This window comes from Mesorhizobium sp. M0898, from assembly GCF_040319695.1.
In the GTDB taxonomy this organism is placed as follows: domain Bacteria; phylum Pseudomonadota; class Alphaproteobacteria; order Rhizobiales; family Rhizobiaceae; genus Mesorhizobium.
Genome location: NZ_JAMYOE010000003.1, coordinates 32,604 through 54,049, shown reverse-complemented (window position 1 = coordinate 54,049; position 21,446 = coordinate 32,604). Strand labels below are relative to the sequence as shown.

Annotated in this window: 21 protein-coding genes and 1 pseudogene; 8 read left to right on the top strand and 14 right to left on the bottom strand. The window is 62.4% G+C overall.

All coding sequences use genetic code 11. The features are described 5' to 3' along the window. Positions 1-11: 11 nt before the first annotated feature. The 4 genes from NKH90_RS05540 to NKH90_RS05525 form a co-directional block, all read right to left on the bottom strand. Positions 12-1,073, bottom strand: a complete 1,062-nt coding sequence (locus NKH90_RS05540) for an alkene reductase (RefSeq protein ID WP_352469672.1) — start codon at positions 1,071-1,073, stop codon at positions 12-14. A gap of 32 nt (positions 1,074-1,105) precedes the next feature. Further along, positions 1,106-2,086 carry an NADP-dependent oxidoreductase gene (locus tag NKH90_RS05535; RefSeq protein WP_352818417.1) on the bottom strand — a complete coding sequence of 327 codons (981 nt, stop codon included), beginning with the start codon at positions 2,084-2,086 and terminating at the stop codon, positions 1,106-1,108. Positions 2,087-2,175: 89 nt separating this feature from the next. Next, complete coding sequence (locus tag NKH90_RS05530; protein WP_352817929.1) at positions 2,176-2,325, bottom strand: hypothetical protein; 150 nt, start codon at positions 2,323-2,325, stop codon at positions 2,176-2,178. Between the two features lie 177 nt (positions 2,326-2,502). Next, positions 2,503-3,369 carry a LysR family transcriptional regulator gene (locus NKH90_RS05525; RefSeq protein WP_352817926.1) on the bottom strand — a complete coding sequence of 289 codons (867 nt, stop codon included), beginning with the start codon at positions 3,367-3,369 and terminating at the stop codon, positions 2,503-2,505. 126 nt (positions 3,370-3,495) lie between these two features. Here NKH90_RS05525 and NKH90_RS05520 point away from each other — a divergent pair, with 126 nt between their 5' ends. The 4 genes from NKH90_RS05520 (at position 3,496) to NKH90_RS05505 (ending at position 6,771) form a co-directional block, all read left to right on the top strand. Beyond that, positions 3,496-4,116 carry an isochorismatase family protein gene (locus tag NKH90_RS05520; protein ID WP_352817923.1) on the top strand — a complete coding sequence of 207 codons (621 nt, stop codon included), beginning with the start codon at positions 3,496-3,498 and terminating at the stop codon, positions 4,114-4,116. Between the two features lie 145 nt (positions 4,117-4,261). Continuing rightward, complete coding sequence (locus NKH90_RS05515) at positions 4,262-4,687, top strand: DoxX family protein (RefSeq protein WP_352767280.1); 426 nt, start codon at positions 4,262-4,264, stop codon at positions 4,685-4,687. A gap of 98 nt (positions 4,688-4,785) precedes the next feature. Continuing rightward, positions 4,786-6,012: an LLM class flavin-dependent oxidoreductase gene (locus NKH90_RS05510; protein ID WP_352817920.1), complete on the top strand. Its 1,227-nt coding sequence runs from the start codon at positions 4,786-4,788 to the stop codon at positions 6,010-6,012. 36 nt (positions 6,013-6,048) lie between these two features. Further along, the gene (locus tag NKH90_RS05505) at positions 6,049-6,771 is read left to right on the top strand and encodes a CE1759 family FMN reductase (protein ID WP_352469679.1); all 723 of its coding nucleotides are present in this window, start codon (positions 6,049-6,051) and stop codon (positions 6,769-6,771) included. Positions 6,772-6,998: 227 nt separating this feature from the next. On the opposite strand, the pseudogene nadA reads toward NKH90_RS05505, so the two are convergent. Together nadA and NKH90_RS05495 are read right to left on the bottom strand one after the other, a co-directional pair. Then, positions 6,999-7,141, bottom strand: a pseudogene (gene nadA / locus NKH90_RS05500) (quinolinate synthase NadA); the annotation flags it as partial. 317 nt (positions 7,142-7,458) lie between these two features. Next, positions 7,459-8,340, bottom strand: a complete 882-nt coding sequence (locus NKH90_RS05495; RefSeq protein WP_352817916.1) for a ComEC/Rec2 family competence protein — start codon at positions 8,338-8,340, stop codon at positions 7,459-7,461. A 1,326-nt stretch (positions 8,341-9,666) separates the two neighbouring features. Between NKH90_RS05495 and NKH90_RS05490 the strand changes: the two genes are divergently transcribed. From NKH90_RS05490 to NKH90_RS05480, 3 genes are read left to right on the top strand one after another with little or no spacing between them, the layout of a single operon-like run. After that, complete coding sequence (locus tag NKH90_RS05490; protein WP_352817913.1) at positions 9,667-10,434, top strand: SDR family NAD(P)-dependent oxidoreductase; 768 nt, start codon at positions 9,667-9,669, stop codon at positions 10,432-10,434. An 8-nt stretch (positions 10,435-10,442) separates the two neighbouring features. After that, entirely contained in the window at positions 10,443-11,027 is a 585-nt protein-coding gene (locus NKH90_RS05485) for an SDR family NAD(P)-dependent oxidoreductase (RefSeq protein WP_352817910.1), read from the top strand. Continuing rightward, on the top strand, positions 11,011-11,910 hold the full coding sequence (locus NKH90_RS05480) for an aldose 1-epimerase (RefSeq protein ID WP_352817907.1): 900 nt from the start codon (positions 11,011-11,013) through the stop codon (positions 11,908-11,910). The genes NKH90_RS05485 and NKH90_RS05480 overlap by 17 nt, the downstream gene beginning before the upstream one ends. On the opposite strand, the gene NKH90_RS05475 is transcribed toward NKH90_RS05480, so the two are convergent. From NKH90_RS05475 to NKH90_RS05460, 4 genes are read right to left on the bottom strand one after another with little or no spacing between them, the layout of a single operon-like run. Further along, complete coding sequence (locus NKH90_RS05475) at positions 11,907-12,668, bottom strand: SDR family NAD(P)-dependent oxidoreductase (RefSeq protein ID WP_352539251.1); 762 nt, start codon at positions 12,666-12,668, stop codon at positions 11,907-11,909. The genes NKH90_RS05480 and NKH90_RS05475 overlap by 4 nt on opposite strands. Continuing rightward, positions 12,665-14,227 (bottom strand): sugar ABC transporter ATP-binding protein, encoded by a 1,563-nt coding sequence (locus tag NKH90_RS05470; protein WP_352817902.1) that lies wholly within the window; start codon positions 14,225-14,227, stop codon positions 12,665-12,667. Before NKH90_RS05470 ends, NKH90_RS05475 begins: the two co-directional genes overlap by 4 nt. A 53-nt stretch (positions 14,228-14,280) precedes the next feature. After that, on the bottom strand, positions 14,281-15,255 hold the full coding sequence (locus NKH90_RS05465) for a sugar ABC transporter substrate-binding protein (RefSeq protein ID WP_352817899.1): 975 nt from the start codon (positions 15,253-15,255) through the stop codon (positions 14,281-14,283). A gap of 53 nt (positions 15,256-15,308) precedes the next feature. Next, entirely contained in the window at positions 15,309-16,319 is a 1,011-nt protein-coding gene (locus NKH90_RS05460; RefSeq protein ID WP_352539248.1) for an ABC transporter permease, read from the bottom strand. A gap of 243 nt (positions 16,320-16,562) precedes the next feature. On the opposite strand from NKH90_RS05460, the gene NKH90_RS05455 reads away from it, so the two are divergent. Then, positions 16,563-17,594 (top strand): LacI family DNA-binding transcriptional regulator, encoded by a 1,032-nt coding sequence (locus tag NKH90_RS05455; RefSeq protein ID WP_352817896.1) that lies wholly within the window; start codon positions 16,563-16,565, stop codon positions 17,592-17,594. On the opposite strand, the gene NKH90_RS05450 is transcribed toward NKH90_RS05455, so the two are convergent. The 4 genes from NKH90_RS05450 to NKH90_RS05435 are packed head-to-tail and all read right to left on the bottom strand — an operon-like array spanning position 17,595 to position 21,419. Then, positions 17,595-18,776 (bottom strand): mandelate racemase/muconate lactonizing enzyme family protein, encoded by a 1,182-nt coding sequence (locus tag NKH90_RS05450; RefSeq protein ID WP_352817893.1) that lies wholly within the window; start codon positions 18,774-18,776, stop codon positions 17,595-17,597. A 9-nt stretch (positions 18,777-18,785) separates the two neighbouring features. Next, a complete protein-coding gene (locus NKH90_RS05445; RefSeq protein ID WP_352685400.1) occupies positions 18,786-19,775 on the bottom strand; it encodes a transketolase family protein in 990 nt (329 codons plus the stop codon). Continuing rightward, complete coding sequence (locus tag NKH90_RS05440; protein WP_352539244.1) at positions 19,772-20,620, bottom strand: transketolase; 849 nt, start codon at positions 20,618-20,620, stop codon at positions 19,772-19,774. The genes NKH90_RS05445 and NKH90_RS05440 overlap by 4 nt, the downstream gene beginning before the upstream one ends. A 4-nt stretch (positions 20,621-20,624) precedes the next feature. Beyond that, entirely contained in the window at positions 20,625-21,419 is a 795-nt protein-coding gene (locus NKH90_RS05435; RefSeq protein ID WP_352539243.1) for an SDR family NAD(P)-dependent oxidoreductase, read from the bottom strand. Between the last annotated feature and the right edge of the window lie 27 nt (positions 21,420-21,446).

Here is a 21,446-nt window from a genome sequence, read left to right as displayed (position 1 = left end):
CAGCCGACGCATCAGCCCGCAAGCCGCGGATAGTCCGTGTAGCCGGCCGCGCCACCGCCATAGAAGGTGGATGGATCGGGCTCGTTGACGGGCGCGCCCAACCGTAGACGCTCGACGAAGTCGGGATTGGCCAAAGCCCAACGGCCGATCGAGGTCATGTCTGCCTGGCCCGAGACGATGTCCTGGTCCAGGGCTTCGCGTGTGCGGCCAAGCCGCAGCACCATCAGGGTCGTGGGCCACGCACGGCGGATGTCGGCGAGGAACTCGTCGCCCCCGCCATACATCAGATGGAGATAGGCCAGTTTCAGTGGTGCCAGCGCGGCGACCAGTTCGCGATAGAGCGCAGGACTCTCCGGACCTTCATCAAGCCCGCCCAAAGGCAGGCCTGGCGAAAGGCGGATAGCGGTGCGATCGGCGCCGATCTCATCGGCGACAGCCTGCGCCACTTCGACGGCGAACCGAATGCGGTTAGCGATCGGCCCGCCATAGGCGTCGGTCCGGTGATTGGCGTTCGGCGCAAAGAACTGATGGACGATATAGCCGTTGGCGCCGTGAATCTCGACGCCGTCGGCGCCGGCATCGATAGCCAGCCGCGCGGCCCGCCGGAAGTCCTGCACCGTGGCGGCGACTTCCTCGGTCGTCAGCGCGCGCGGCTCGGGGATGGGCTGCATGCCGCTCGCAGTGAACATCTGCTCACCGGGCGCGACGGCCGATGGGGCGACGGGCTGACGGTGATGCGGCGTGTTGTCCGGGTGCGACATGCGGCCGACATGCATGAGCTGCAGGAAGATCTTCGCGCCTTTTGCGTGAACCGCATCGGTGACCTTGCGCCAGCCGGCGACATGTTCGGGTGCGTGGATCCCCGGCGTCGCGAAATAGCCCTGGCCATCGGCCGAGGGTTGCACACCCTCGGTTATCAGCAGGCCAAGGGAGGCGCGCTGGGCGTAGTATTCAGCGGCGTGCTCGCCCGGTACGCCGTTGAACTCGGCACGGCTGCGAGTCATCGGGGCCAAGGCCAGGCGGTGGGGCAGGTCCATTTGGCCCACGCGGACCGGACTCCAGATAGTCGTCATGATAAACTCCTTGAAAGTTGAAAACTTGGTGATCAGCGGGTGAAGTCAGCGACGATCTTGCCGGGTGCGTGGCCGGTGCGATTGCGCTCGATTGCGGAAGCCAAATCATCGAAGCCCGCCACGTCGGCGATCGTCGATCGCAGGGCGCCGATCGCGACCTGCTGGGCGATCGCGGTCAGGCGCGCGGTGTCGGGCCTGTTCGATAAAAAGACGCCGCGGCGGCCTGGCGGCGTACGTGATGCGAGGTCCGTGGCGGCGATGCTTACGAGAAGGCCATCGGGCGACAGGACTGCCCAGGAGCGGTTCACGACCTCACCGCCGACGAGGTCGACGACGAAATCGATGTCGCGCGCAAGCAGCTCGAAGTTCTGCTGCCGATAGTCGATCACCTCGTCCGCGCCGAGCGCCCGGACATGTGGCAGGCTATTGGTCGAGGCCGTGGCAAAGACCGTCGCTCCGGCCGCCTTGGCGAACTGGACGGCAAAGCCGCCCACGCCGCCGGCTGCGCCATGGATCAGCACCCGCCGTCCGGAGAGGTCGAAATCCGCCGCCTGAATGACATGCCAGGCTGTTATCGCCGCGACCGGAATGGCCGCCGCCTCCACGTCGGACAGTGATGCCGGCGTCAGGACGAGCTTCTCGGCGTTGATGACCAGATGGTCGGCGTAGGCTCCGACGCCACCGAGGGCGGCCATAACCCGATCCCCGGGCTTCACGCCTGTGACGCCGGGGCCGGTCCGAAGCACGACGCCGGCCATTTCGATGCCAAGCGTCGCGGGCAGGGTCAGCTTGAAGCGCTCGCGGAGGTAGCCTTCACGGATTTTCCAGTCGATACGGTTTACCGCGGCGGCCTTGACCGACACCAAGACCTCGCCCGGACCCGGCTCGGGCGCGGATACGCTATCGACTGTCAGCGATTCGGGGCCGCCATAGGCTTGAAGACGTAAGGCTCGGCCGTGGGCAAGCGGTTCGGATGTGGAGGCCCCGCGCTTGAGATCAGCGGATTGGATCATGTAGGTTCTCCTTCTTGGCAGAAGGTATGCGTTCGAAATCCGCGCCATAAGTCATCGAAATAAGACAGTCTGTCTCGCTGGAGAGACACCTAATGGCCTTCCGGCGTCTCCAATTTCGTATTTGTGGCCTTATCCGTACGGTGCTTTTCGGCCAGGCGGAAAGCGGTCGGCCGACGGCGACCTTGTAGCGGCGCGTGATCGGGCTCGTCGATCATCAGCGCCAGGATCAGATGGGCCATGAGCCAGCTTCGGACGAGCCGCTCATCGCGTGCAGGAAGCTTATGGGTGCCCATGCCGCTCTTGAGCCGCTTGAAGGCGAGTTCTGCCAGTGTCTCGATCGAATACTAACCATAGCCTTCGGCCGGGTCCGCAGAGTGCACAGCCGCCGATCTCCATTGGCCGTCGGGCGCCCGTCCTCAGCCGGCGTGATATTCGAGCATGATGTCGATCAGCGCTCTGACTTTGCGTGGCGGGAAGTCGCCGGGAGGACGCACCACATAAAGCCCTGCCGCGACCACCGTGTGGTCGGCAAGCAGGGGGATGAGCGCACCGGAGGCGATGTGGGGCTCGATCAGGAAATCCGGCAGGGCCGCCACGCCGAGTCCGGCCAGCGCCGCCGAAAGCAGCGCTTCGCCGTTATCCGCCTTGAAACGACCGTGAGGATGGACCGCGATCGTTTTGCCTTCCTCGACGAACCGCCATGCTTCGGTCCCCTGCAACAGGCACTCGTGATCCGCGAGTTGGCCAAGCGTTTGCGGTGCCCCATGCCCGGCGACATAGGCGGGGCTGGCGACAAGCATGCCGGATATGGGCCGAATGCGTCTGGCGATCAGGCTCGAGTCAGGCAGAAATCCCGCCCTGATTCCCGCGTCGAAGCCCTCGGAAATCAGATCCACGAAACGATCGCTGTAGGCTGCATGAACATGCAGCAAGGGATGGCGTCGAGCGAGTTCGGCAAGAACCGGGGCGACAAGCCTCGGCCCGCCAGACAGGGGCGCGGCGATACGCAGCAGCCCGCGCACCGCGCCATCGGGTGCTATTGCATCCTGTGCCGCCTCGAACTCGCCGAGGATGCGAGTGGCGTGGTCGCGGAACGTCGCGCCGGCCTCCGTCAAGGCGGCGCCGCGAGTCGTGCGAGAGAGCAACTGGCTTCCGAGCGTTTCCTCCAGCCGAGCCAGTCGGCGGCTGACGACGGATTTTGCGACGCCCAGCCGCCGCGCGGCAGGCGATATGCCTCGCCCCTCCGCGATCTCCACGAAAGTCCTGACGTCCTCAATCTCCATAGCGTTCCGCTTTCAGCAACAATCAATCGCAAAACCGGAGGCTATCTTAAGCCGACAAGGAACGCCATCCTTTGTGGGTCAGTTCATCCGGCATAGCCGCGCCGGACCAACCCCATGGAGAAACAGATGAGCGTGCAAGACGTGTGGAAATACGAAGAATCTGCGCTGGTGCTGATCGACTACCAGCCGGAAATGTTCAGCCAGATCCGATCCGAAACGCCGGCCAAACTGGTCGAGCTCAACGTGCGGCTACTGATCAGGGCTGCACGGGCTTTCGACATGCCCATTATTCTCTCGACGGTCGGTGCAAACATGGGTGTCAACGGCCCCACGGTTCCGGCGATCCTCGCCGAACTGCCCGGCATCGAGGTGATCGATCGCTCGACAATGAACTCGTGGGAAGATCCGGCCTTTCGCGCCGCGGTCGAGAAGACCGGCCGCAAACGGCTGATCATCGGCGCCCTCTGGACCGAGATCTGCCTTGCTTTCCCGGTCATCGATGCGCTCAAGGACGGCCATGACGTGGCTTTCCCGGTCGACGCCGTCGGCGGTCGGTCGCAGCTTGCCCACAGCACGGCGATCCAGCGGCTCACTCATGCCGGGGCGGTCCCCAGTACGGCCTTGGCTGTCGTTACCGAACTCTTCCGCGACTGGGCGGGGCTGGTGGCCGACAAGGCCCGCACGCTGGTGTACTGGTATTACGAGGAGCTTGCGAAGCTGCAGGGTCCGGCCGCAAAGGCCGCCTGAAGCGCCAGGCCGAGCACGGTTGGAGCGGCGGGGAAGCCTCTGACAGGGCCGATTTTTCCCGCCTGTTCTATCGGCAGCACCGGCGAGCCCCGCATAGTCGGCTCTCCCGCCGCCAATTTCCCTATTTTCGAAAAGGACGATCAAAATGAAAACTCAAACCGGCGCCGTTCGCGGCCCCATCAATCGTTGGAGCCTGGCGCTGTGGATCGCACAGGCGCTCCTGGCTCTCCTCTATCTGGCAGCCGGTGGCGCGAAACTGACACAGCCCATCGACGCGCTCGCCGCGAGCATGAGCTTCGTCACCCATGTACCGGAAGCCGTCACACGGCTGATCGGCACTCTCGAAGTGCTGGGCGCTGTCGGTCTCATCCTGCCGGCCGCGACGCGGATCAAGCCCTGGCTGACGCCGCTGGCGGCTGTCGGGCTTTCACTCATACAGGTGGGGGCGATCATCACGCATGCGCTGCTCGGCGAGACGGCCAAGATGCTGCCCATCAACCTGACGCTGCTCGCCTTGTCCTTGTTCATTGCCTGGGCCCGGCTGCGGAAAGCCAAGATCCCGGCTCGCTGAGCATGGCGAGTCACGAAGAGGGTAGGCCGGCCCGCCACTCGCGGATCACGACCCGTTGACGCAGACATCTACCGACATCGAGCCCCTGGAGCTTCAAAATGCAGTTCGGAATCTTCTCTGTCAGCGACGTAACGCGCAACCCGATCACAGGCGTCACGCCGAGCGAGGCGCAGCGGATCGATGCGATCGTCAAGATCGCGAAGCGGGCGGACGAGGTCGGGCTCGATGTCTTCGCCATCGGCGAGCACCACAACCCACCCTTTTTCTCGTCCTCGCCGACGACTCTGCTCGCCCATATCGCCGCGCAGACGCAGCGCATCATCCTCAGCACCGCCGTGACGCTCATCACGACCAACGACCCGGTGAAGATCGCGGAAGACTACGCGATGCTGCAGCATCTCTCGAAGGGGCGGACGGACCTGATGCTCGGCCGCGGGAATACAGTGCCGGTCTATCCCTGGTTTGGGAAGGACATGCGTGACGGCGTCGCACTGGCGCTCGAGAACTACAATCTGCTCCACAAGCTGTGGCGCGAGGACGTTGTCGATTGGCAAGGCAAATTCCGGACCCCGCTGCAAGGCTTCACGTCGATCCCGCGTCCGCTCGACGACGTTCCTCCCTTTGTCTGGCACGGCTCGATCCGCACTCCGGAGATCGCCGAGCAGGCGGCTTTTTACGGGAACGGCTATTTCGCCAACAACATCCTTGCGCCCAACCTGCACTTCCTGCCGCTGGTGAACTTCTACCGCGAGCGGTTCGAGCATTACGGACACGGCACCAAGGAGCAGGCCGTCGTCGGGCTTGGTGGCTATGCCTTCATCGCCAAGCGCTCGCAGGACGCATACGACCGATTCCGGCCCTATTTCGAAGGCAGCCCCATCTACGGAAAGACCTATCGGCTGGAAGAATATTCGCGCGATACGCCGCTCAGTGTTGGCAGCCCGCAGGAGGTCATCGACAGGACGCTGACTTTCAGGGAAGCCTTCGGTGACTACCAGCGGCAGCTCTGGGTTCTCGACGCCATGGGGCTGCCGCTGGAGATGGCTCTCGAGCAGGTCGAGCTGCTGGGCACTGAGGTGGTGCCCGTGCTCCGCAAGGAGATGGCGGCGCGACGCTCGCCGGGCGCCGCCATAGCCCCGACGCACCGGAGCCTGGTGGAAGTCAAGTATGGAGACCAGCCGCCGCGCCAGCCGAGCCCCAATGCCAATCGCGGAGACAACCTGACGGACGGCCGGCCGTATCACGATAACGACAAAAGCGAATCGGCCCGCTCTCCGCTGGTCGTGGGGCAGGCCGCCCGGTCCGGCAATGTCGCAAAGCGGTAGGCCCCCGGTGGTGTCTTCAGGGAAAGGATTAGAGAGATGACGAAGACCATCGAGAACAGGGGGAAGCCCATACGGCTCGTCGTGGTGAACGCAGGCGTAAATGATCCCTCCACAACGCGGATGCTGGCCGACCGCATCGCACAGAAGAGCATCGAACGTATCACTGGTACGGGAAAGACCGCCGTCCTTAGCGTCATCGACCTGGCTCCGCTTGCAGTCGATATTGCGCGTGCCGTGGTGGCTGGTTTTCCCGAGGCCAAGGTGCAGTCCGTAATCGAAACGCTTGCCGGCGCGGATGCCGTCGTTGCCGCCACGCCAGTCTACAAGGCCGGTGTCAGCGGGCTGTTCAAGTCGTTCATCGATATCCTCGACAACGACTTGCTCATTGCCAAACCGGTGATCCTCGCCGCGACTGCCGGCACCGCCCGCCATGCGATGGTCGCGGACGCGCAGATGCGCCCACTTTTCGCGTTTCTGCGCACTTTTCCCGTGCCAACGTCGATCTTTGCTGCCCCGGAAGATTGGGGGTCGCCGGAGCTCGGCGGTCGCATCGATCGAGCTGCTACCGAGCTCACCCAGTTCCTGTTGAGTGGCACCAGCCGATCCATCGCGGACGCGGCATGGAAAGGCTATCAACACCAGTTCGCAGGCAATGCGGCGCGCGCGGAGCGCAGCGCTGCCGATGTCAATTTCGACACCGATCTGATGAAGCTGGCCGCAGGAGGGACGGCTGTAGAGCGGATGATCGTCAGAGGCTGAGGGAGCTGAATTTCCTTGCCCAATCCTTTGGCCTGGCAATCCACCACCATATGGAAATGCTGTTCATGCAGCCGTGCTCTATTGGTTCCTCTCGATTGGGCTAGATCTCATCCAGCATCGGCTTGAAGTGAAACTCGGCTGTGGTTACAGGGCCGCCTAACCTCTCGATCACAGATGCTCAACGGACCTTGAACCATGACTGACGGCGGGATGGGCCGTCTCCTCGATCGGGGAACACCGAGAGTCTCGACGACGGCTTTGGCATTGCCCGAGGTGCAGCAGATGTCGGACTCAGCCGTCACGGCGGCGGAAATGTTGACGTAGGTGACAATTGGAATGCCGGATACCGCTGTCGCAGCAGGCGGATGTTGGCACCACCAGATAGCAGGCTCGGCCCTGAAATCATTGAGGATTTTTGGACAGGGCGCTACCAAAGTTTCAGTTTTTGTTGTTATTTCAATAGCTTATCCGTAGGGTGGTAGCGGGAGAGGGACTTAAATTGTCAGTAAAAACAACGCCTTAGCTGGTATTAAATCAACATTATGGGCTGCGCGAGTCCACATTTTTGACCTTTGCCAAAGAATAAAGGAAACCTGATCGCTATCGGCGGCAGCCGTGCGTAAGTCATGATCCCATGGAGAGACGAACCGGCGGCGATCTCCGGTTGAAGCTACAAAACGCGGAAGCTTAGAAATTTAGGGTACCAATGTAATAGTCACGGTCTGCCAAACCCTCGTCATCTAGCCAGTCTCTCATTTCGTAATCCGGATTAGAGACGTAGCAGTGCACCTTTTTCCCATCGGGAACGAATGTGATGTCCCAGGCGCGGGTTTGTGTGAGGGTGTTGTAGCCGGTGTAGTAGTGTAGATCGCGAGAAGGTGCCTCGCCTAGCACAACGATTTCAGGCTGAAGTTTGTCCAGCCAGCTATTCGGAAGCTTTCCCGAATAGCGTCCATGATGGGGTGCGAACACTACCGTGGTGCGCGGCAGCTCGATATCGTCGAGGATGTCTTCCATGAATTGGGTTTCCAAATCGCCAATCCACATGAAGCTTGCACTTTCCTCAATCGCGTAACGCGCGACCAAAGAGATATTGTTAAAGGCGGTTCCATCTGCTGCTTCCTGGAGGGCGGCTTTAAAATGCGCGTTTTCTCTGTTCGGCCAGTGAATCTGAATGCCTGATGTGCTCCGTTGCCCATCACCCAGATTCATCCATTTCCTGGAGCAGCCTTTATATACATAGAATGCTTTGTCACCATCGCGCAACTTACAGTAATGCTTAAATGATTCTGTTCTAATTTTCTTCGTGGCAGCGTTATGAGCCACATAAAAGTTGTAAATTGGCAACTTTTCATCGAGGTATTCAAGGCCCTGAATGTGATCTTCGTCAGGATGGGTAGAAATGAACCGAGTTATACCTCTACCGGATGACTCCTTTTTGAGCTCATCGGTGATACTTTCCTTGAATTCACCGAACAACTGACAGTCGATAATGGTGAAATTGTCGCTGTTGTGCCTTATATAAAACATATCGCCAACGCCTACGGCATAAGATTTCACGACAGCCATCGTCAGCCCTCCCGATTGTGATGTAGGATCCGCTTTTCTATAAACGCGGCCTGATTCCTGTATGAAAGAAGGAAGAGAACTGCGAGGAAAATAACCGTTCCTACCTCGACTGACCGCAAGGACCATCCATAACGAGCGGCTAGCAGTTTGACCCCATAGGCCAGCAGTGCAAGGAGCAAGACCGAGCAAATAGAGCGGTAGAGGTTGCTGGACTCCAACAGTACTGCCATTTTTGGATCTTTGGCTTCGGCGATAATAAATTGAGAGTAATCCCCATACTTAACGAAATTGATCTTTCGCAAAATTGGCTGCAATATTACTGATCCAACACGACTAACGACCATTCCAAGAAAGTAATACATTATTATATCAATTACAGTTGATGGCGATTGAAAATTGTATACATCCAATCGCTGCATTATGAAGGCAAATACAGCGCCGGGGATTAAATTAGTAAAAATATTATATGATGAGAGCTTTGATATTATATCGCCCATCCCAACCCACCCAGAACAAACCGAATTTTTATATACTGGTAAATTAGCTTCAACGGAAGCGCTGCATCGGTCTATTCACTGAGGAATTACCTTCCTCACTAGCCAGGAATGGCTATGCAGGTCGTTGTCGGGCGCGGCTCCACGCCACGCCTTCTATGGCGCGCTCTCATTGGGTGGGCTGGCGTACGCGCTTCCGCCTTAACCGGCTGAGTGCGTGTGTGCGCATTAACGCTAAGGGATCGAGTTAGCGCATCTCGCTTCTGCCTGATGGTGCAGCTGTTGGTGGGTTTCGGTCGTCAGGGGGTCCGATCCCGGAACTCTATTTGGTGCGCTTATTTTGCGGCGCGATTACTGATGCAAAAATGTGGACTCGAGCCGAGGGACGCATACCCACAAATGAGTCCGCACTAGCGGCTAAATCGATTTATGTCCCTATGCCGCAAGCGATCAACCCGTTAATTTCATTGGCCTTTTAGCCGTCGTTGAGAGGGCTGGTAGCGGGAGAGGGATACCGCCTTTCCCCCCACTCATCGCGCTGCCAGTTCCGACTTCGCTGCAGCGGCTGACGAGGCCGTCCTGGCTACAAATCTGGCGCAAGGAGTGCCTTACCCTCAGAAGGCTCGTGTCAAGCGGCTGTCTATTCCTGCGGGGGGTCGGACCGGCGCCCGCTACTGGTGAAGCCGACGCTGCGTGCCTCGTGCACCTCAGGCAATGTTATGCGATGCGTTTGTGACGTTCCTTCCGGTTCGAATCTGCTCTGTTGTGAAGCCTATAGCATTATAATAGTATAATTCTGATCTAAGGTGGGGAATGACGCATGCGATGCGATTTGAGAGGTAAGACAGCGCTGGTCACTGGTGCAGCGGGAGCGATCGGCAGCGCTATCGCCAAACGGCTGTCCGACAATGATGCTGCAATCGTTGTCGCCGATATCGACATGGAAGGCGCCGAGCGCGTAGCGGCAACCCTGAGCGGCGCGATGGCCTGTGCCGTCGACATCCGCGATCCCGCCTCGGTGGACGACGCGATCGCCGCCACCATGGCGCGCTACGGCCGCCTCGACATTCTCGTCAACAATGCCGGCGTCAACACACTGGCGCACCGCGTCACCATCGATGAATTCCCAGTCGAGGAATGGGATCGCATCACGGGCATCGATCTCGACGGCCTCTACATCATGAGCCGCGCGGCGCTTGTGCCGATGCTTGCCGCCGGCAGAGGCGGCCGCATCGTCAACATCGCCTCGGTGGTCGGCTTGGCGGCGATGCGCCTGCAGAGCCCGTTTGTCGCCGCCAAGGCCGGCATCATCCACCTGACGCGCTCGATGGCGATTGAACTGGGCGAAAAGGGCATCCTGACCAATGCAATCGCGCCGGGTTCAGTGATGACAGCGCTCACCGCCAAACTGTTCTATGGCGAGGACGGCAAGTTCGCCGGACTTACCGAGGAGTTCCTCGCCCATGTGCCGCTTGGCCGGCCGGCCCGGCCGGAGGAGATCGCCGAGGCGGTGCTGTTCCTTGCTTCCCCCATCGCCAGTTATATCAACGGCCAGGTGCTGGCCGTCGATGGCGGCTGGACAGCAGGATACATGATGTGAGTGCGGGCATGGAAATCGATCTCGAGGGCACTGCTTACGCAGTCGATGGCGACACAAATCCGGTGGCCGAGGCCGCACTTGCCGCGTTGCAGGCCAATGGCGGCCATCTGGTCGAGGGTTCCCATGCACGGGCCGCCGATATCCTGCTGATCTCCTGCGCGTTGTGGCCAGGATCGGCGACGCGCGATCCGCGGTCTCACTACGCCGATGCGCGCAAGGCTGCCGTGACCATGACCGAGCGCGGCAGCGGGCGCATCGTCTTCCTGCTGTCGGTGACCGCCGGCATGCCGATGCGCCGCCATCCGCGCTTTTCCATGGAGAACGCCTCGATCCTTGCCGGTATGCGCACGCTGGCCATGGAGTTCGGCCCTAAGGTGCTGGTCAATGCCGTCGGCGTCGGCGCGGTCGAAGATGAAACCATGGTTTCCGGCGACAAAGCGATGCTCAGCCACACGCCGGCCGGCCGCTCAGGCAGCATCGAGGAAGCGGTTGCGGCCGTGCTGTTCTTCTGCGATCCGCTCAACACCTACACGACGGGCCAGATGCTGAGCGTAGACGGTGGATGGACGGCAGGCTATGGGCGCAATTTCTGAATGGGTGAACATCGGATCGGGAGCGCTCGAAGTCGCCCTGGTGCCGCAGATCGGTGGCTCCGTGAGTTCGCTACGCTGGCGCGGCATCGACCTCATGCGCCGGCTCTCGGACGAGGAACGCGAGGCCGGCAATGTGCTTGGCGTCGCCATGTTCCCGATGACGCCCTATGCCAACCGCATCACCGGAAACGCCTTCGAGTTCGCAGCAAAACGCTGGCAGGTCCTGCCCAACAATCCGCCGGAAAAATTCAACGTGCATGGCAGCGGCTGGCAACACTCCTGGACTGTCACCAAGGCAGGCGCCATCGACGTGACGCTGTCGCTGGACATCGCCGCGGGACCGGAGCCCTATTCCTACCGCGCGACGCAGGCTTTCGTAGTCTCCGAGGAGGGCCTTAGCGTGACCATGACACTGACCAACACTGGGCCGGTCGACATGCCGTTCGGCTTTGGCCTGCATCCCTGGTTCGATCGCAATCCGGACGTGACGCTGCAGTTCAAGGCCAGGCACTTCTATCTCGAAGGACCGGAGAGCATTTCCGGTGATCGGATCACGCTTCCACCCGAACTCGACTATGCCGAGACTCGGCCCTTGTCGGGCGGCTGGCGCAACAACGACTATGGCGGCTGGAGCGGCGAAGCGACCCTTCGCTTTCCGTCACGCGGCGTCGGGTTGCGGATCGCTGCGGATCCCGTCTTCAAGCATCTGATGCTTTATGCCGATCCCACAGAACCGTATTTCTGCGTCGAGCCGCAAACCAACGCCTCCGGCGCATTTAACCGGGGCAGATGGGACGATCCGGACGAAGGCGTGATCGTGCTTGCCCCCGGCGAGAACGCAGTGGGCACAGTCTTGTTCATGCCCTTTGCGGTTAACACCTAGAGCAGCCGCGCCAGCAGCCCGCCATCCACCTGCATGGCGCTGCCGGTCACGAAGGACGCGGCATCGGAGATCAGGAAGCCTATTGCCGTGGCGATCTCCGAAGGATTGGCGATGCGCGCGATCCTGTTGGGCTCGAAGGACAGGCCCAGTGCTTCCGCACCGCCGGCCGCTTCCAACCCGTCCAGCGTCATCCTCGTGGCGACGGAACCGACCAGCACGGCGTTGACGCGGATACGGTCGACGGCATAGTCAAGCGCCATCTGCCGCGACAGGCCGACGACCGCCGCCTTTGTCGCGGCATAGGCAGGCACACCGGGAACCGTTGCGTCGGCATGCACGGAGGCGATGTTGACGATCGAGCCGCCGCCAGCCGCGCGCAGCAGCGGCAAGGTCGCGCGGCAGACGCGAAAGATGGCCGTCAAATTGACGGCGATGGTCCTGTCCCACTCCTCGTCGGAAAGCTTTTCAAGCCGCTTGCCGGTCGGATAGATGCCGGCGCAGTTGATGACCGCGTCGAGACCGCCAAACCGCCCTGTCGCTGCCGCCACGGCCGCCTGCACCTCGGCCTCGCGGGTGAGGTCGCTCTGGTGAAAGATCAGCTGGCTTCCGGTATAGCGACCGGCGAGCGCGTTTCCCTCTTCGCCATCCAGCCCTGCGCCAAAGACCTTGGCACCTTCGGCGGCAAGGTACTCCGCTGTCGCCCGGCCGATACCGGTCGCAGCCCCCGTGACGAAAACGCGTTTGCCGGCAAAGATCATGCAGAGACCTGTGAAGCTATCGCGTGGCGTTCCGCTTGCGCTGCCGTCACCGAGCGCAGCACGCGGTCTTCGCCGCCTTCGCCGCGGCCGAATTCGTCGACGATGCGGCCATCGGCAACGACGAGGCAACGGTCGCAAAGGCCGATCAGTTCTTCAAGCTCGGAAGCGACGATGAGCAAGGCCACGCCCTTCTCGGCGAGCTCAACCACAAGCCGGTAGATCTCGTGCCGGGTTGCCGCGTCGACGCCCTTGGTCGGCTCGTCGAGCAGCAGCACTTTCGGCGCCCGCATCAGCACGCGGGCAAACAGCAGCTTCTGCTGGTTGCCGCCCGAAAGATGGGTGACCGCGGTCTGCGGCGACGATGCCTTGACGTTGAGCGCGCGCATGGCGGCGAGAATCGAGCTGCGTTCCAGTCCGCCGCGCACCATGCCATGCCGCGATAGGGGCGCGAGATTGCCGATGGTGATGTTGGCGCCGACCGGCAGGTTGAACAGCAGGCCGTCGCGCTTGCGATCCTCGGTCAACAAGGCGATGCCGGCGGCGCGGGCATTGCTTGGCGATTTGATCGCTACAGGCTGATCAGCGACACGGATTTCGCCCTCGGCCGGCACCCGGCCATAGATGCCGTGCAGGATCTCGCTGCGGCCGGAACCGAGCAGCCCCGCCAGTCCAACGATCTCGCCGGCGGCCACCGAGAGGTTGATATCCTTCGCGCCATGAACAGCGCCGCTGTGGCCGGCGACAGTGAGACGGCGGACCTCCAGCGCGGTCGGCGCGCCGACAGGTGCAACATGCTCGGGAAACAGCCGATGCAGCCTTTGGCCCGACATCGAGAAGATGAAGGTCTCGGCATCGAAATCCTCCCTTGCGATGCGTACCGCCACTTGTCCGTCACGCAGCACGGTGGCGCGGTCGCAGATGGCGAGCACTTCGGGCAGGCGATGGGTGATGTAGATCATCGCCACGCCTTGCGCCTTCAGGCGCCGCAGTACGCTGAACAGCGCGTCGACTTCCGTGCCCGACAGCGAGGCCGTCGGCTCGTCCAGCATCAGCACGCGCGGCTTCAGCACGATGGCGCGCGCAATCATCACCAGATGGCGCTGCGCCGAGGTCAGCGACGCGACATAGGCCCGGGGATTGATGTCGATGCCAAGCTCGGCAAAGATCGCGCCGGCGCGCTGCTCGAGCTGGCGCTGGTGGACGAGCATGCCGTCACTGAGACCGGTCCGGCCGGCAAAGACGTTCTCGGCGACCGAAAGCTGCTCGAGCACCTCGATTTCCTGCGGCACATAGCCGACGCCGTTCGACCCCGCATCGGCAGGCGAGGCGAAACTGACCGGCCGTCCGTCAAGTTGGATGGCGCCGGTGTAGGAGCCGGCCGGATGCACACCGTTGAGGATTTTCACCAGGGTCGATTTGCCGGCGCCATTCTGCCCAAGCAGGGCATGGATTTCGCCCGATGTCACATCGAAATCGACACCACGCAGTGCTTGCACGCCGCCAAAATTCTTGGCGATTGCGTGGGCCGAGAACAGAGGCGCTTGGGCGGTGTTGGACACGGCGATCCTCTCAAAAGGCACCGGGCCCGCGCAAGCGGACCCGGCGGGAGCTGTTACTGGCCGGCGCTGTCCAGCATCTTGTAGTAGGGGGCGAGGTCGGCTGATGTGATCACCTTGGCCGGCAGCGGATTGCTGTAGGGCACGGTCTTGCCCTGGGCCAGATCGCCCAGCAGCTCGGCGACCTTGGCGCTCTCTTCATAGAGCGGCTGCGCGACGATGCCGTAGGCGGCGTCCGATTTTACCAGATCGAGGTTCTGCCGAATATAATCCATGCCGATGATGACGACATCGCGCCCGGCCTTGCGGGCCGCCCCCGACCAGGTCTGGATGCTGTTGCCGGTAGTGCCGAAGGCGGCGGTCACGTCGGGATTGCCTTGCAGGATCGCCACCGCCTTGGCTTCCGCCGCCGAGGGTTCGAAGCCTTCCATCTGGGTGTCGAGCACTTTGATGCCGGGATATTTCGCGGCGATGGTCTTGCGGAAGGCATCCGACATGGCGTTTTCGGTGTCGTTGGAGGCGCCTTGCGTCAGTGCCACCGTGCCCTTGCCGCCGAGCTTGTCGCCGATGGCGATCGCGGCGTTGGTCCCGGCCTCGGCGATGTTCTCGCCCGTTGCCGCTTTCAGCCCGTTTACGGTCCCTTCGGGCGGCAGCACGTGCCAGGTGACGATCGGGAAGCCCTCCTTGGCCAGCTTGGAGATGTAGGAATAGATGGCCGGATCGGGACCGTAGACGCCGATGGCATCGTATTTGGTGCGGGCGAGGGCGGCTTCGGCAAGCGGCAGCGTTGCGGGGATGTCCCAGTTGGTGGCGCTCGGGTCGCCGACGACCTCGCAGGTGTAGCCGAGCTCTTTGCACTTGTTGAGGAAACCGGCCTGCATCAGCCGGTGCACGGGATGATCCTTCATCGCCTGCACCCAGAGCAGGTGGATGTCCGCCGCTCGGGCCAAGCTCACCGAGCCCAGCGAGGTGGCAACGGCCGCCGCTACCAATGCGGCTCGGATCACCCTCTTTTTCAAATGGATTTTCATGTCTTACCTCCCTTGGTTGGCCGGCATTTTGCCGGTGCAATATCCACGGCCTCTCAAGCGCCGGCGATGAAATAGCGGCGGCGCACGATGTCGAGGCCGACAGCCATGACCATGATCACGCCGACCGCGATCTGCTGCCAGTTGGAGTTGACGCCGATGACGACGAGGCCGCTTTGCACCACTTTCAGCATGAGAATGCCGACGACGCCGCCGGCCACCGTGCCGGCGCCGCCGAACAGGCTGACGCCGCCGACCACGACACCGGCGATGACCGTCAGTTCCCAGCCGCTGCCGATCGAAGTGCCGCCGCTGCCGAGATCGGCCATGACGAACATGCCGGCGATCGCCGACAGCGCGCCGACGGTGATGAAGGCGCCGATCTTGTAGGCGCTGGTCTTGATGCCGACGAGATGCGCCACTTCCTTGTTGCCGCCGGTGGCATACATGTTGCGCCCGAGAACGGTGCGCCGCAGCACGAAGTCGGCAAGGATGGCGGCGACGATGAAGAAGGCAAAGCTCCAGCCCAGCCCAAAGGCGAGATCTGTGCCACCGATCGTGTTGATCGCCTCGGGCAGCGGATAGACGGGATAACCGCCCGTCACCACCTGGATCAGGCCCTGGCCGATGAACAGCATGCCGAGCGTCTGGATGAAGGCGGGGATGCCGACCCTGACGACGATCAGGCCATTCAGCAGGCCGATCAGGGCACCGACGGCAACGCCGCCGAGAACGCCGACGGTCACCGGCAGGGCGGCCGCGGTCATCAGCTTGGCGGCGATCACGGCGGACAACCCGGCCACCGAGCCGACCGACAGGTCGAATTCGCCGGCGACCAGCAGGATGGTCTGGCCGATGGCGATGATGCCGACAAAGGAGACGACGTTGAGAATGGCGCGGATGTTGCGCTCCGACAGGAAAGCCGGTTCGATCAGCCAGAAGAAGGCGATCAGCAACGCCATGGCCGCCAGCACGCCGACTTCACCGACGGCAATCAAGCCTATCAGTCGCCGCCGGAACGATCGCGCGTCCCGGAGCGGCGCGCTCACCTCAGCCGCGCTGTTCATCCTGACCTCCCTGGCGGCGCCTGTCGCCGGCTCTTGCGGCCGGCTCCATTCACCTGTGCCGATCCTGGCGCACTCCTCTTGGCCATTAAGATTATAATATTATAACTTGTCAACGGCGAATTTCCTGGCAGTGCATAGCCAGCTCCATCGCTGGAATGCATTCGCGCCAACCGCTATGAATGGGCGTTTACGCCGCGGTCCGCGGGACATTGCTGACGGATCGCGCTCTCTTGGAGCATGGTGATGGTCGACGAGCTGCCGGCGGGCGAGAAGAAGCGGCAGCGCCTTGGTGTTCGCGAGATCGCCAAGCGCGTTGGTGTCGCGCCGATGACGGTATCGCGGGCGCTGTCCAATCCCGACATGGTCTCGCCCGAGACGCGCGCGAAAGTGCTTGAGGCTATCGAGCAGGCCGGCTTCGTGCCCAACCGGCTGGCCTCCAGCATGCGCGGCAATGGCCGCATGATCGGCACGGTGGTGCCGCCGCTGATCAATTCGGGCATTGCCGAACAGGTGCAAGGCATGTCGGACGAATGCCATGAGAGCGGCTACTCGATGCTTCTGGTGCAAGGCGAATTCACGCAGGAGGCCGAGGAGAAATCGATCCGCAACCTGCTTGGCTGGCGCCCGGTCGGCATGATCCTGCAGAGCTTCGTACAAAGCGAGGCGGCGCGCGGGCTTCTGAGGAGCAGCGGTGCGCCGATCGTCGAGATTTCCGAAATCAAGGGCCGCAAGCCGATCGACATGGTGGTCGGCGTCTCCAACTTCGAGACGGCCTATGCCATGACCATGCATCTGGCCGCCAAGGGCTACAAGCGCATCGGCTTCGTCTCGACGCCGATCCATGGCAATGATCGCCTACAGCAGCGCCGCACCGGCTATCATGCCGCGCTCACCGAACTCGGCATCAAGAACCATGCCGACATGGAGGTCGAGGTGCCGATCACCGCGCAAGGCGGCGCCGAGGCGCTGGTGACGTTGACGTCGAGGCACAAGGACATCGACGCCATCTTCTTCTCCAGCGACACGCTGGCCGTCGGCGCCGTGCAGGAATGCCACCGCCGCCACTGGGCGGTGCCGGGCAGGATCGCGATTGCCGGCTATGGCGACCTGGATCTGGCCGCGCAGCTCTATCCGCCGCTGACCACGGTAAAGGTCAACCGCTACGAGATGGGCCGGCGCGCCGTGCGGCAATTGCTGGCAAGGCTCGGCGGCGACACCAAGGTGCCGACCATCACCAGCCTCGGCTTCGAGATCGTCGACCGCGAAAGCGCCTGATCAGGTTTTCTTCCTGCCGGTCTCTTCATGTCGTCCGAGGCGCTTTTCCCAGCCTTCGGCGTGGACGTTGAGATAGGCATCGGGATCGTAGGGATGATCCTTGATCGCATCGATGTTGAGATCGATGCCGAGCCCCGGCGCGTCCGGCAACGACAGGTGGCCATTGTGGGAATTGACGGTTGGGTGCCAGGTCACCAGGTCGCGTGTCCACGGGTCGTTAAAGGCGTCGAAATGCTCCTGGATAAGGAAATTCGGCACCGCTGCCGCGAGCTGCAGGCACACCGCCGTAGCCACCGGTCCACCGCTCTGGTGCGGCGCGATATGGCTGCCATGCGCGAGCGCCAGATTGGCCACCTGCATCGACGGCCCGATGCCGCCGAGCGACATCGGCTCAGGCTGGAAGATGTTGACGCCGCCGCCGGCGGCCAGCGTGTAGAACTGGCCGACCGTGTCGTACATCTCGCCGGTCGCAACCGGGATCGGCGAGCGATGCGCCACTTCATGCACGGTCTCCTGCCGGTCGCGCGAGGTCGGCTCCTCCCACCAGTAAATGTCGAGATCGGAAAATTTCTGGGCTGCCTGAAGCGCCGCGATCTCGGTGAAGCGGGCATGCACGTCGATCAGGATCAGCGTGTCCGTGGGCAAGCTGTCGCGCAGCATCCGGCAGATAGCGTAGGAGAGGTCCAATTCCTCGCGCGAAATAAACCCTTGCGCGGTGCCGAAAGGGTCGAGTTTGAATGCCTTAAAACCCTTGGCCAAAACCGCTTTGGCGGCCTCGAGGAAGGCTTCCGGCATGCGTTCGGTGCGGTACCACCCATTGGCGTAGCCGAGCACGCTGTCGCGCACCTGGCCGCCGAGCAACTGGTGGATCGGCACGCAGAGGCTCTTGCCCAGGATATCCCAACAGGCGACCTCGATCGCCGCGATCACCGTACGGTGGATATGGCCGCCATCGAGCGAAACGCTGTCCAGCAAGCGCTTGGCCAGCGCATTGATGCGGCGCGGGTCTTGGCCGATGGCGAGATGCTTGAGCTCGTGCACCCCGGCTTCGGTGGTCTTGATGAAGCCGTTCAGCGTGCCTTCGCCAACGCCGTGGATGCCTTTGTCGGTATGCACTTTGACGAACAGCCAGTTCTTCCAGCCCGCGCCGACGGCAAAGGTCTCGATCTCTGTGATCTTCATGCGGCAGTCCTAATTCAGGGCGGCGATCGTTGCGATGACGGCCTCGGTCGTCAGGCCGTACTTCGCTTGCAAGGTCGGCACCGCGCCGCATTCGATATAGCGGTCGGGCAGGCCGATGCGCGTTACCTTCTTCGCGATGCTGGCATCGAACAAGGTCTCGACCACAAGGCTCGCCAAGCCGCCGACAACAACATGGTTTTCCGCCGTGACGATATGGTTGAAGCCGGTCGAAAATTCGGCCACCGCCTCGGCGTCGAACGGTTTTATCGTCGGCACGTGCAACACTCCGACGGAGATGCCTTGTTTGCGCAAGGCTTCCGCCGCGTCCAGCGCTCGCTCGGTCATCAAGCCGGTCGAGATGATGCCGACATCCGAGCCTTCGCGAAGCTGTCGCGCTCTGCCTATTTCGAAGCGATAGCCAGCTTCAAATACCACCGGCACGTTGCCACGCAGCAGCCGCATATAAACTGGACCACGATGCTCGGCGATCGCGTCGGTCGCAGCCTCGATCTCGGTGGCATCGCAGGGGTCGATGATGGTCAGGCCGGGGATCATGCGCATCAGCGCCAGGTCCTCAATCGCCTGATGCGTGCCGCCATAGCCGGTGGTCAATCCCGGCAGTCCGGCAACGATCTTGACGTCGAGGCTGGAGTGGGCGAGCGCGATGGCGACGAAATCATAGGCGCGCCGGGTCGCGAACACACCATAGGTGGTGGCGAAAGGCACCTTGCCGGTGCGCGCCAGTCCGGCGGCGACGGCGACCAGATTCTGCTCGGCCATGCCGACATTGAAAAAACGTTCCGGAAAGGCATCGCGGAACGGCAATATGTCGGTGTATTTGCCGAGGTCGGCGGTCAGCCCGACGATGTCGGGGCGGCTCTGGCCAAGCCGCGCCAAAGCCTTGCCGAACGGTGCCTCCACGCTCCGTTGGCCACCGCCGACCGCTTCGTCCTGGCCCATGGGCAGCGTGCGTCCGGGCTCAATCGCCGTGCTGCTCATTGGGTTGCTCCCACGGTCTTTTCGAACTCGGCGATGATGCCGTCCCACTGCGTCATGTCTATGCGGAAGAAATGCGATTTCTCGCTGGTCTCAATGCGCGGCACGCCCTTGCCCGGCAATGTGCGCAGCACGATCGCCTTCGGCTTGCCGTTGCGGTCGCGTGCGCCGGCCAGCGCACCGACCACCGCCTTCATGTTGTTGCCGTCAATCTCCGATGTCTGCCAGCCGAAGGCGCGCCATTTGTCGGCGACCGGTTCCATCTCGAGCACCGCCGGCCCATCGGCCTGTATGCCGTTGCAGTCTATCAGCGCCACCAGCCCGTCGAGCCTGAAATGGCTGGCCGACATCGCCGCTTCCCAGGTCGAGCCTTCCTGCATTTCGCCATCGGACAACTCGACGAAGACGCGCGCGTCGGATTTGTCGACGCGCAAGCCCAGCGCCTGGCCGACGCCTTGTCCCAGACCATGGCCGAGCGAACCGCCGATGACCTCGACGCCGGGCGTGGTGTCGAGTGTCGACATTTCCAGCCGGCTATTGTCGGCGCCGTAGGTGGTGAGTTCCTCGACCGGGATGATGCCGGCCTCGGCCAGCGCCGCCCACAGTGCAATGGAATAGTGTCCGGTAGACAGCAGGAAGCGGTCGCGATCGGGCCATACCAGATTCTGCGGATCGTAGCGCAGTTCGTGGAAGTAGAGCGCGGCCAGCACATCGGCGATGCCGAGGCCCTGGCCGATATAGCCTTGGCCCTGTCCGCGCGCCATGGTCAGCATGTGCCGGCGCAGCCGTGTCGCCTTGCGTTCGAGCGCGCCAATATCGGCACTGCCGGGTGGGGAATTTCGCAACATAAGGTCAGTCCTTGTCGAGCCCGCCCGACATGTTGAGGCGCTCAGCGGTCATGTATTTGGGCGAATCGAGGCAGAGCCAGACGACGGCCTCGGCGACTTCGGAAATCTCGGCGCGTCGGCCGAGCGGGATCCGTCGGGTGCGCTCGTCGAGGAAGGCTTGCAGGTCGTCGCGGCCATTGGCGCGGGCGAGGTCGACCTCGGTCGACCGCTGCATCTCGGTGTCCATCATGCCCGGCGCCAGGCTGTTGACCAGTACACCGTAGGGCGCCAATGCAACCGCCGCGGCGCGGGTGATGGAATCGACGCCGGCCTTGCTCGCCGTGTAGGCGGTGTAGTCGGGCAGCGCCATGCGCGAACCGGGTGAGGTGATGTTGATGATGCGCCCCGAACGCTGCTCGCGCATCACCCGGCCAGCCGCCTTGCAGGCCATGGCAAGTGCCGTGACATTGAGCGCCAGCGTGCGTGTCCAGGACTTGTAAGTGGCGTCGAGGAACGGCTCGATCACACCATAACCGGCATTGTTGACGAGGATGTCGATACCGCCCCAACGCGCGACCACCTTTTCGACAGCTGCCTCCGGCGCGCCTTCCCTGGTGAAGTCGCCGATGATCGTCTCGGCCTCGGAGCCTTTCTCCCGAACAAGGCGAGCGGTCTCGGTCGCGCCTTCGGCGTTGATGTCGGCGATGGCGACCGCGCATCGACGGGCCGCCAATTGTATCGCCACCTCGCGGCCGAGGCCGCCGGCGGCGCCCGTGACCAGCGCTCTGCGTGGCGTGGTATCGAGAATTTCGGCAGGCATGCGAGCACCCTCCCGGTGGCCATCTTG

Excerpts from the sequence above, each read along its gene's own strand:
- NKH90_RS05540 (WP_352469672.1), bottom strand. The coding sequence starts at position 1,073 with ATGACGACTATCTGGAGTCCGGTCCGCGTGGGCCAAATGGACCTGCCC.
- NKH90_RS05535 (WP_352818417.1), bottom strand. The coding sequence starts at position 2,086 with ATGATCCAATCCGCTGATCTCAAGCGCGGGGCCTCCACATCCGAACCG.
- NKH90_RS05530 (WP_352817929.1), bottom strand. The coding sequence starts at position 2,325 with ATGGCCCATCTGATCCTGGCGCTGATGATCGACGAGCCCGATCACGCG.
- NKH90_RS05525 (WP_352817926.1), bottom strand. The coding sequence starts at position 3,369 with ATGGAGATTGAGGACGTCAGGACTTTCGTGGAGATCGCGGAGGGGCGA.
- NKH90_RS05520 (WP_352817923.1), top strand. The coding sequence starts at position 3,496 with ATGAGCGTGCAAGACGTGTGGAAATACGAAGAATCTGCGCTGGTGCTG.
- NKH90_RS05515 (WP_352767280.1), top strand. The coding sequence starts at position 4,262 with ATGAAAACTCAAACCGGCGCCGTTCGCGGCCCCATCAATCGTTGGAGC.
- NKH90_RS05510 (WP_352817920.1), top strand. The coding sequence starts at position 4,786 with ATGCAGTTCGGAATCTTCTCTGTCAGCGACGTAACGCGCAACCCGATC.
- NKH90_RS05505 (WP_352469679.1), top strand. The coding sequence starts at position 6,049 with ATGACGAAGACCATCGAGAACAGGGGGAAGCCCATACGGCTCGTCGTG.
- NKH90_RS05495 (WP_352817916.1), bottom strand. The coding sequence starts at position 8,340 with ATGGCTGTCGTGAAATCTTATGCCGTAGGCGTTGGCGATATGTTTTAT.
- NKH90_RS05485 (WP_352817910.1), top strand. The coding sequence starts at position 10,443 with ATGGAAATCGATCTCGAGGGCACTGCTTACGCAGTCGATGGCGACACA.
- NKH90_RS05480 (WP_352817907.1), top strand. The coding sequence starts at position 11,011 with ATGGGCGCAATTTCTGAATGGGTGAACATCGGATCGGGAGCGCTCGAA.
- NKH90_RS05475 (WP_352539251.1), bottom strand. The coding sequence starts at position 12,668 with ATGATCTTTGCCGGCAAACGCGTTTTCGTCACGGGGGCTGCGACCGGT.
- NKH90_RS05465 (WP_352817899.1), bottom strand. The coding sequence starts at position 15,255 with ATGAAAATCCATTTGAAAAAGAGGGTGATCCGAGCCGCATTGGTAGCG.
- NKH90_RS05460 (WP_352539248.1), bottom strand. The coding sequence starts at position 16,319 with ATGAACAGCGCGGCTGAGGTGAGCGCGCCGCTCCGGGACGCGCGATCG.
- NKH90_RS05455 (WP_352817896.1), top strand. The coding sequence starts at position 16,563 with ATGGTCGACGAGCTGCCGGCGGGCGAGAAGAAGCGGCAGCGCCTTGGT.
- NKH90_RS05450 (WP_352817893.1), bottom strand. The coding sequence starts at position 18,776 with ATGAAGATCACAGAGATCGAGACCTTTGCCGTCGGCGCGGGCTGGAAG.
- NKH90_RS05445 (WP_352685400.1), bottom strand. The coding sequence starts at position 19,775 with ATGAGCAGCACGGCGATTGAGCCCGGACGCACGCTGCCCATGGGCCAG.
- NKH90_RS05440 (WP_352539244.1), bottom strand. The coding sequence starts at position 20,620 with ATGTTGCGAAATTCCCCACCCGGCAGTGCCGATATTGGCGCGCTCGAA.
- NKH90_RS05435 (WP_352539243.1), bottom strand. The coding sequence starts at position 21,419 with ATGCCTGCCGAAATTCTCGATACCACGCCACGCAGAGCGCTGGTCACG.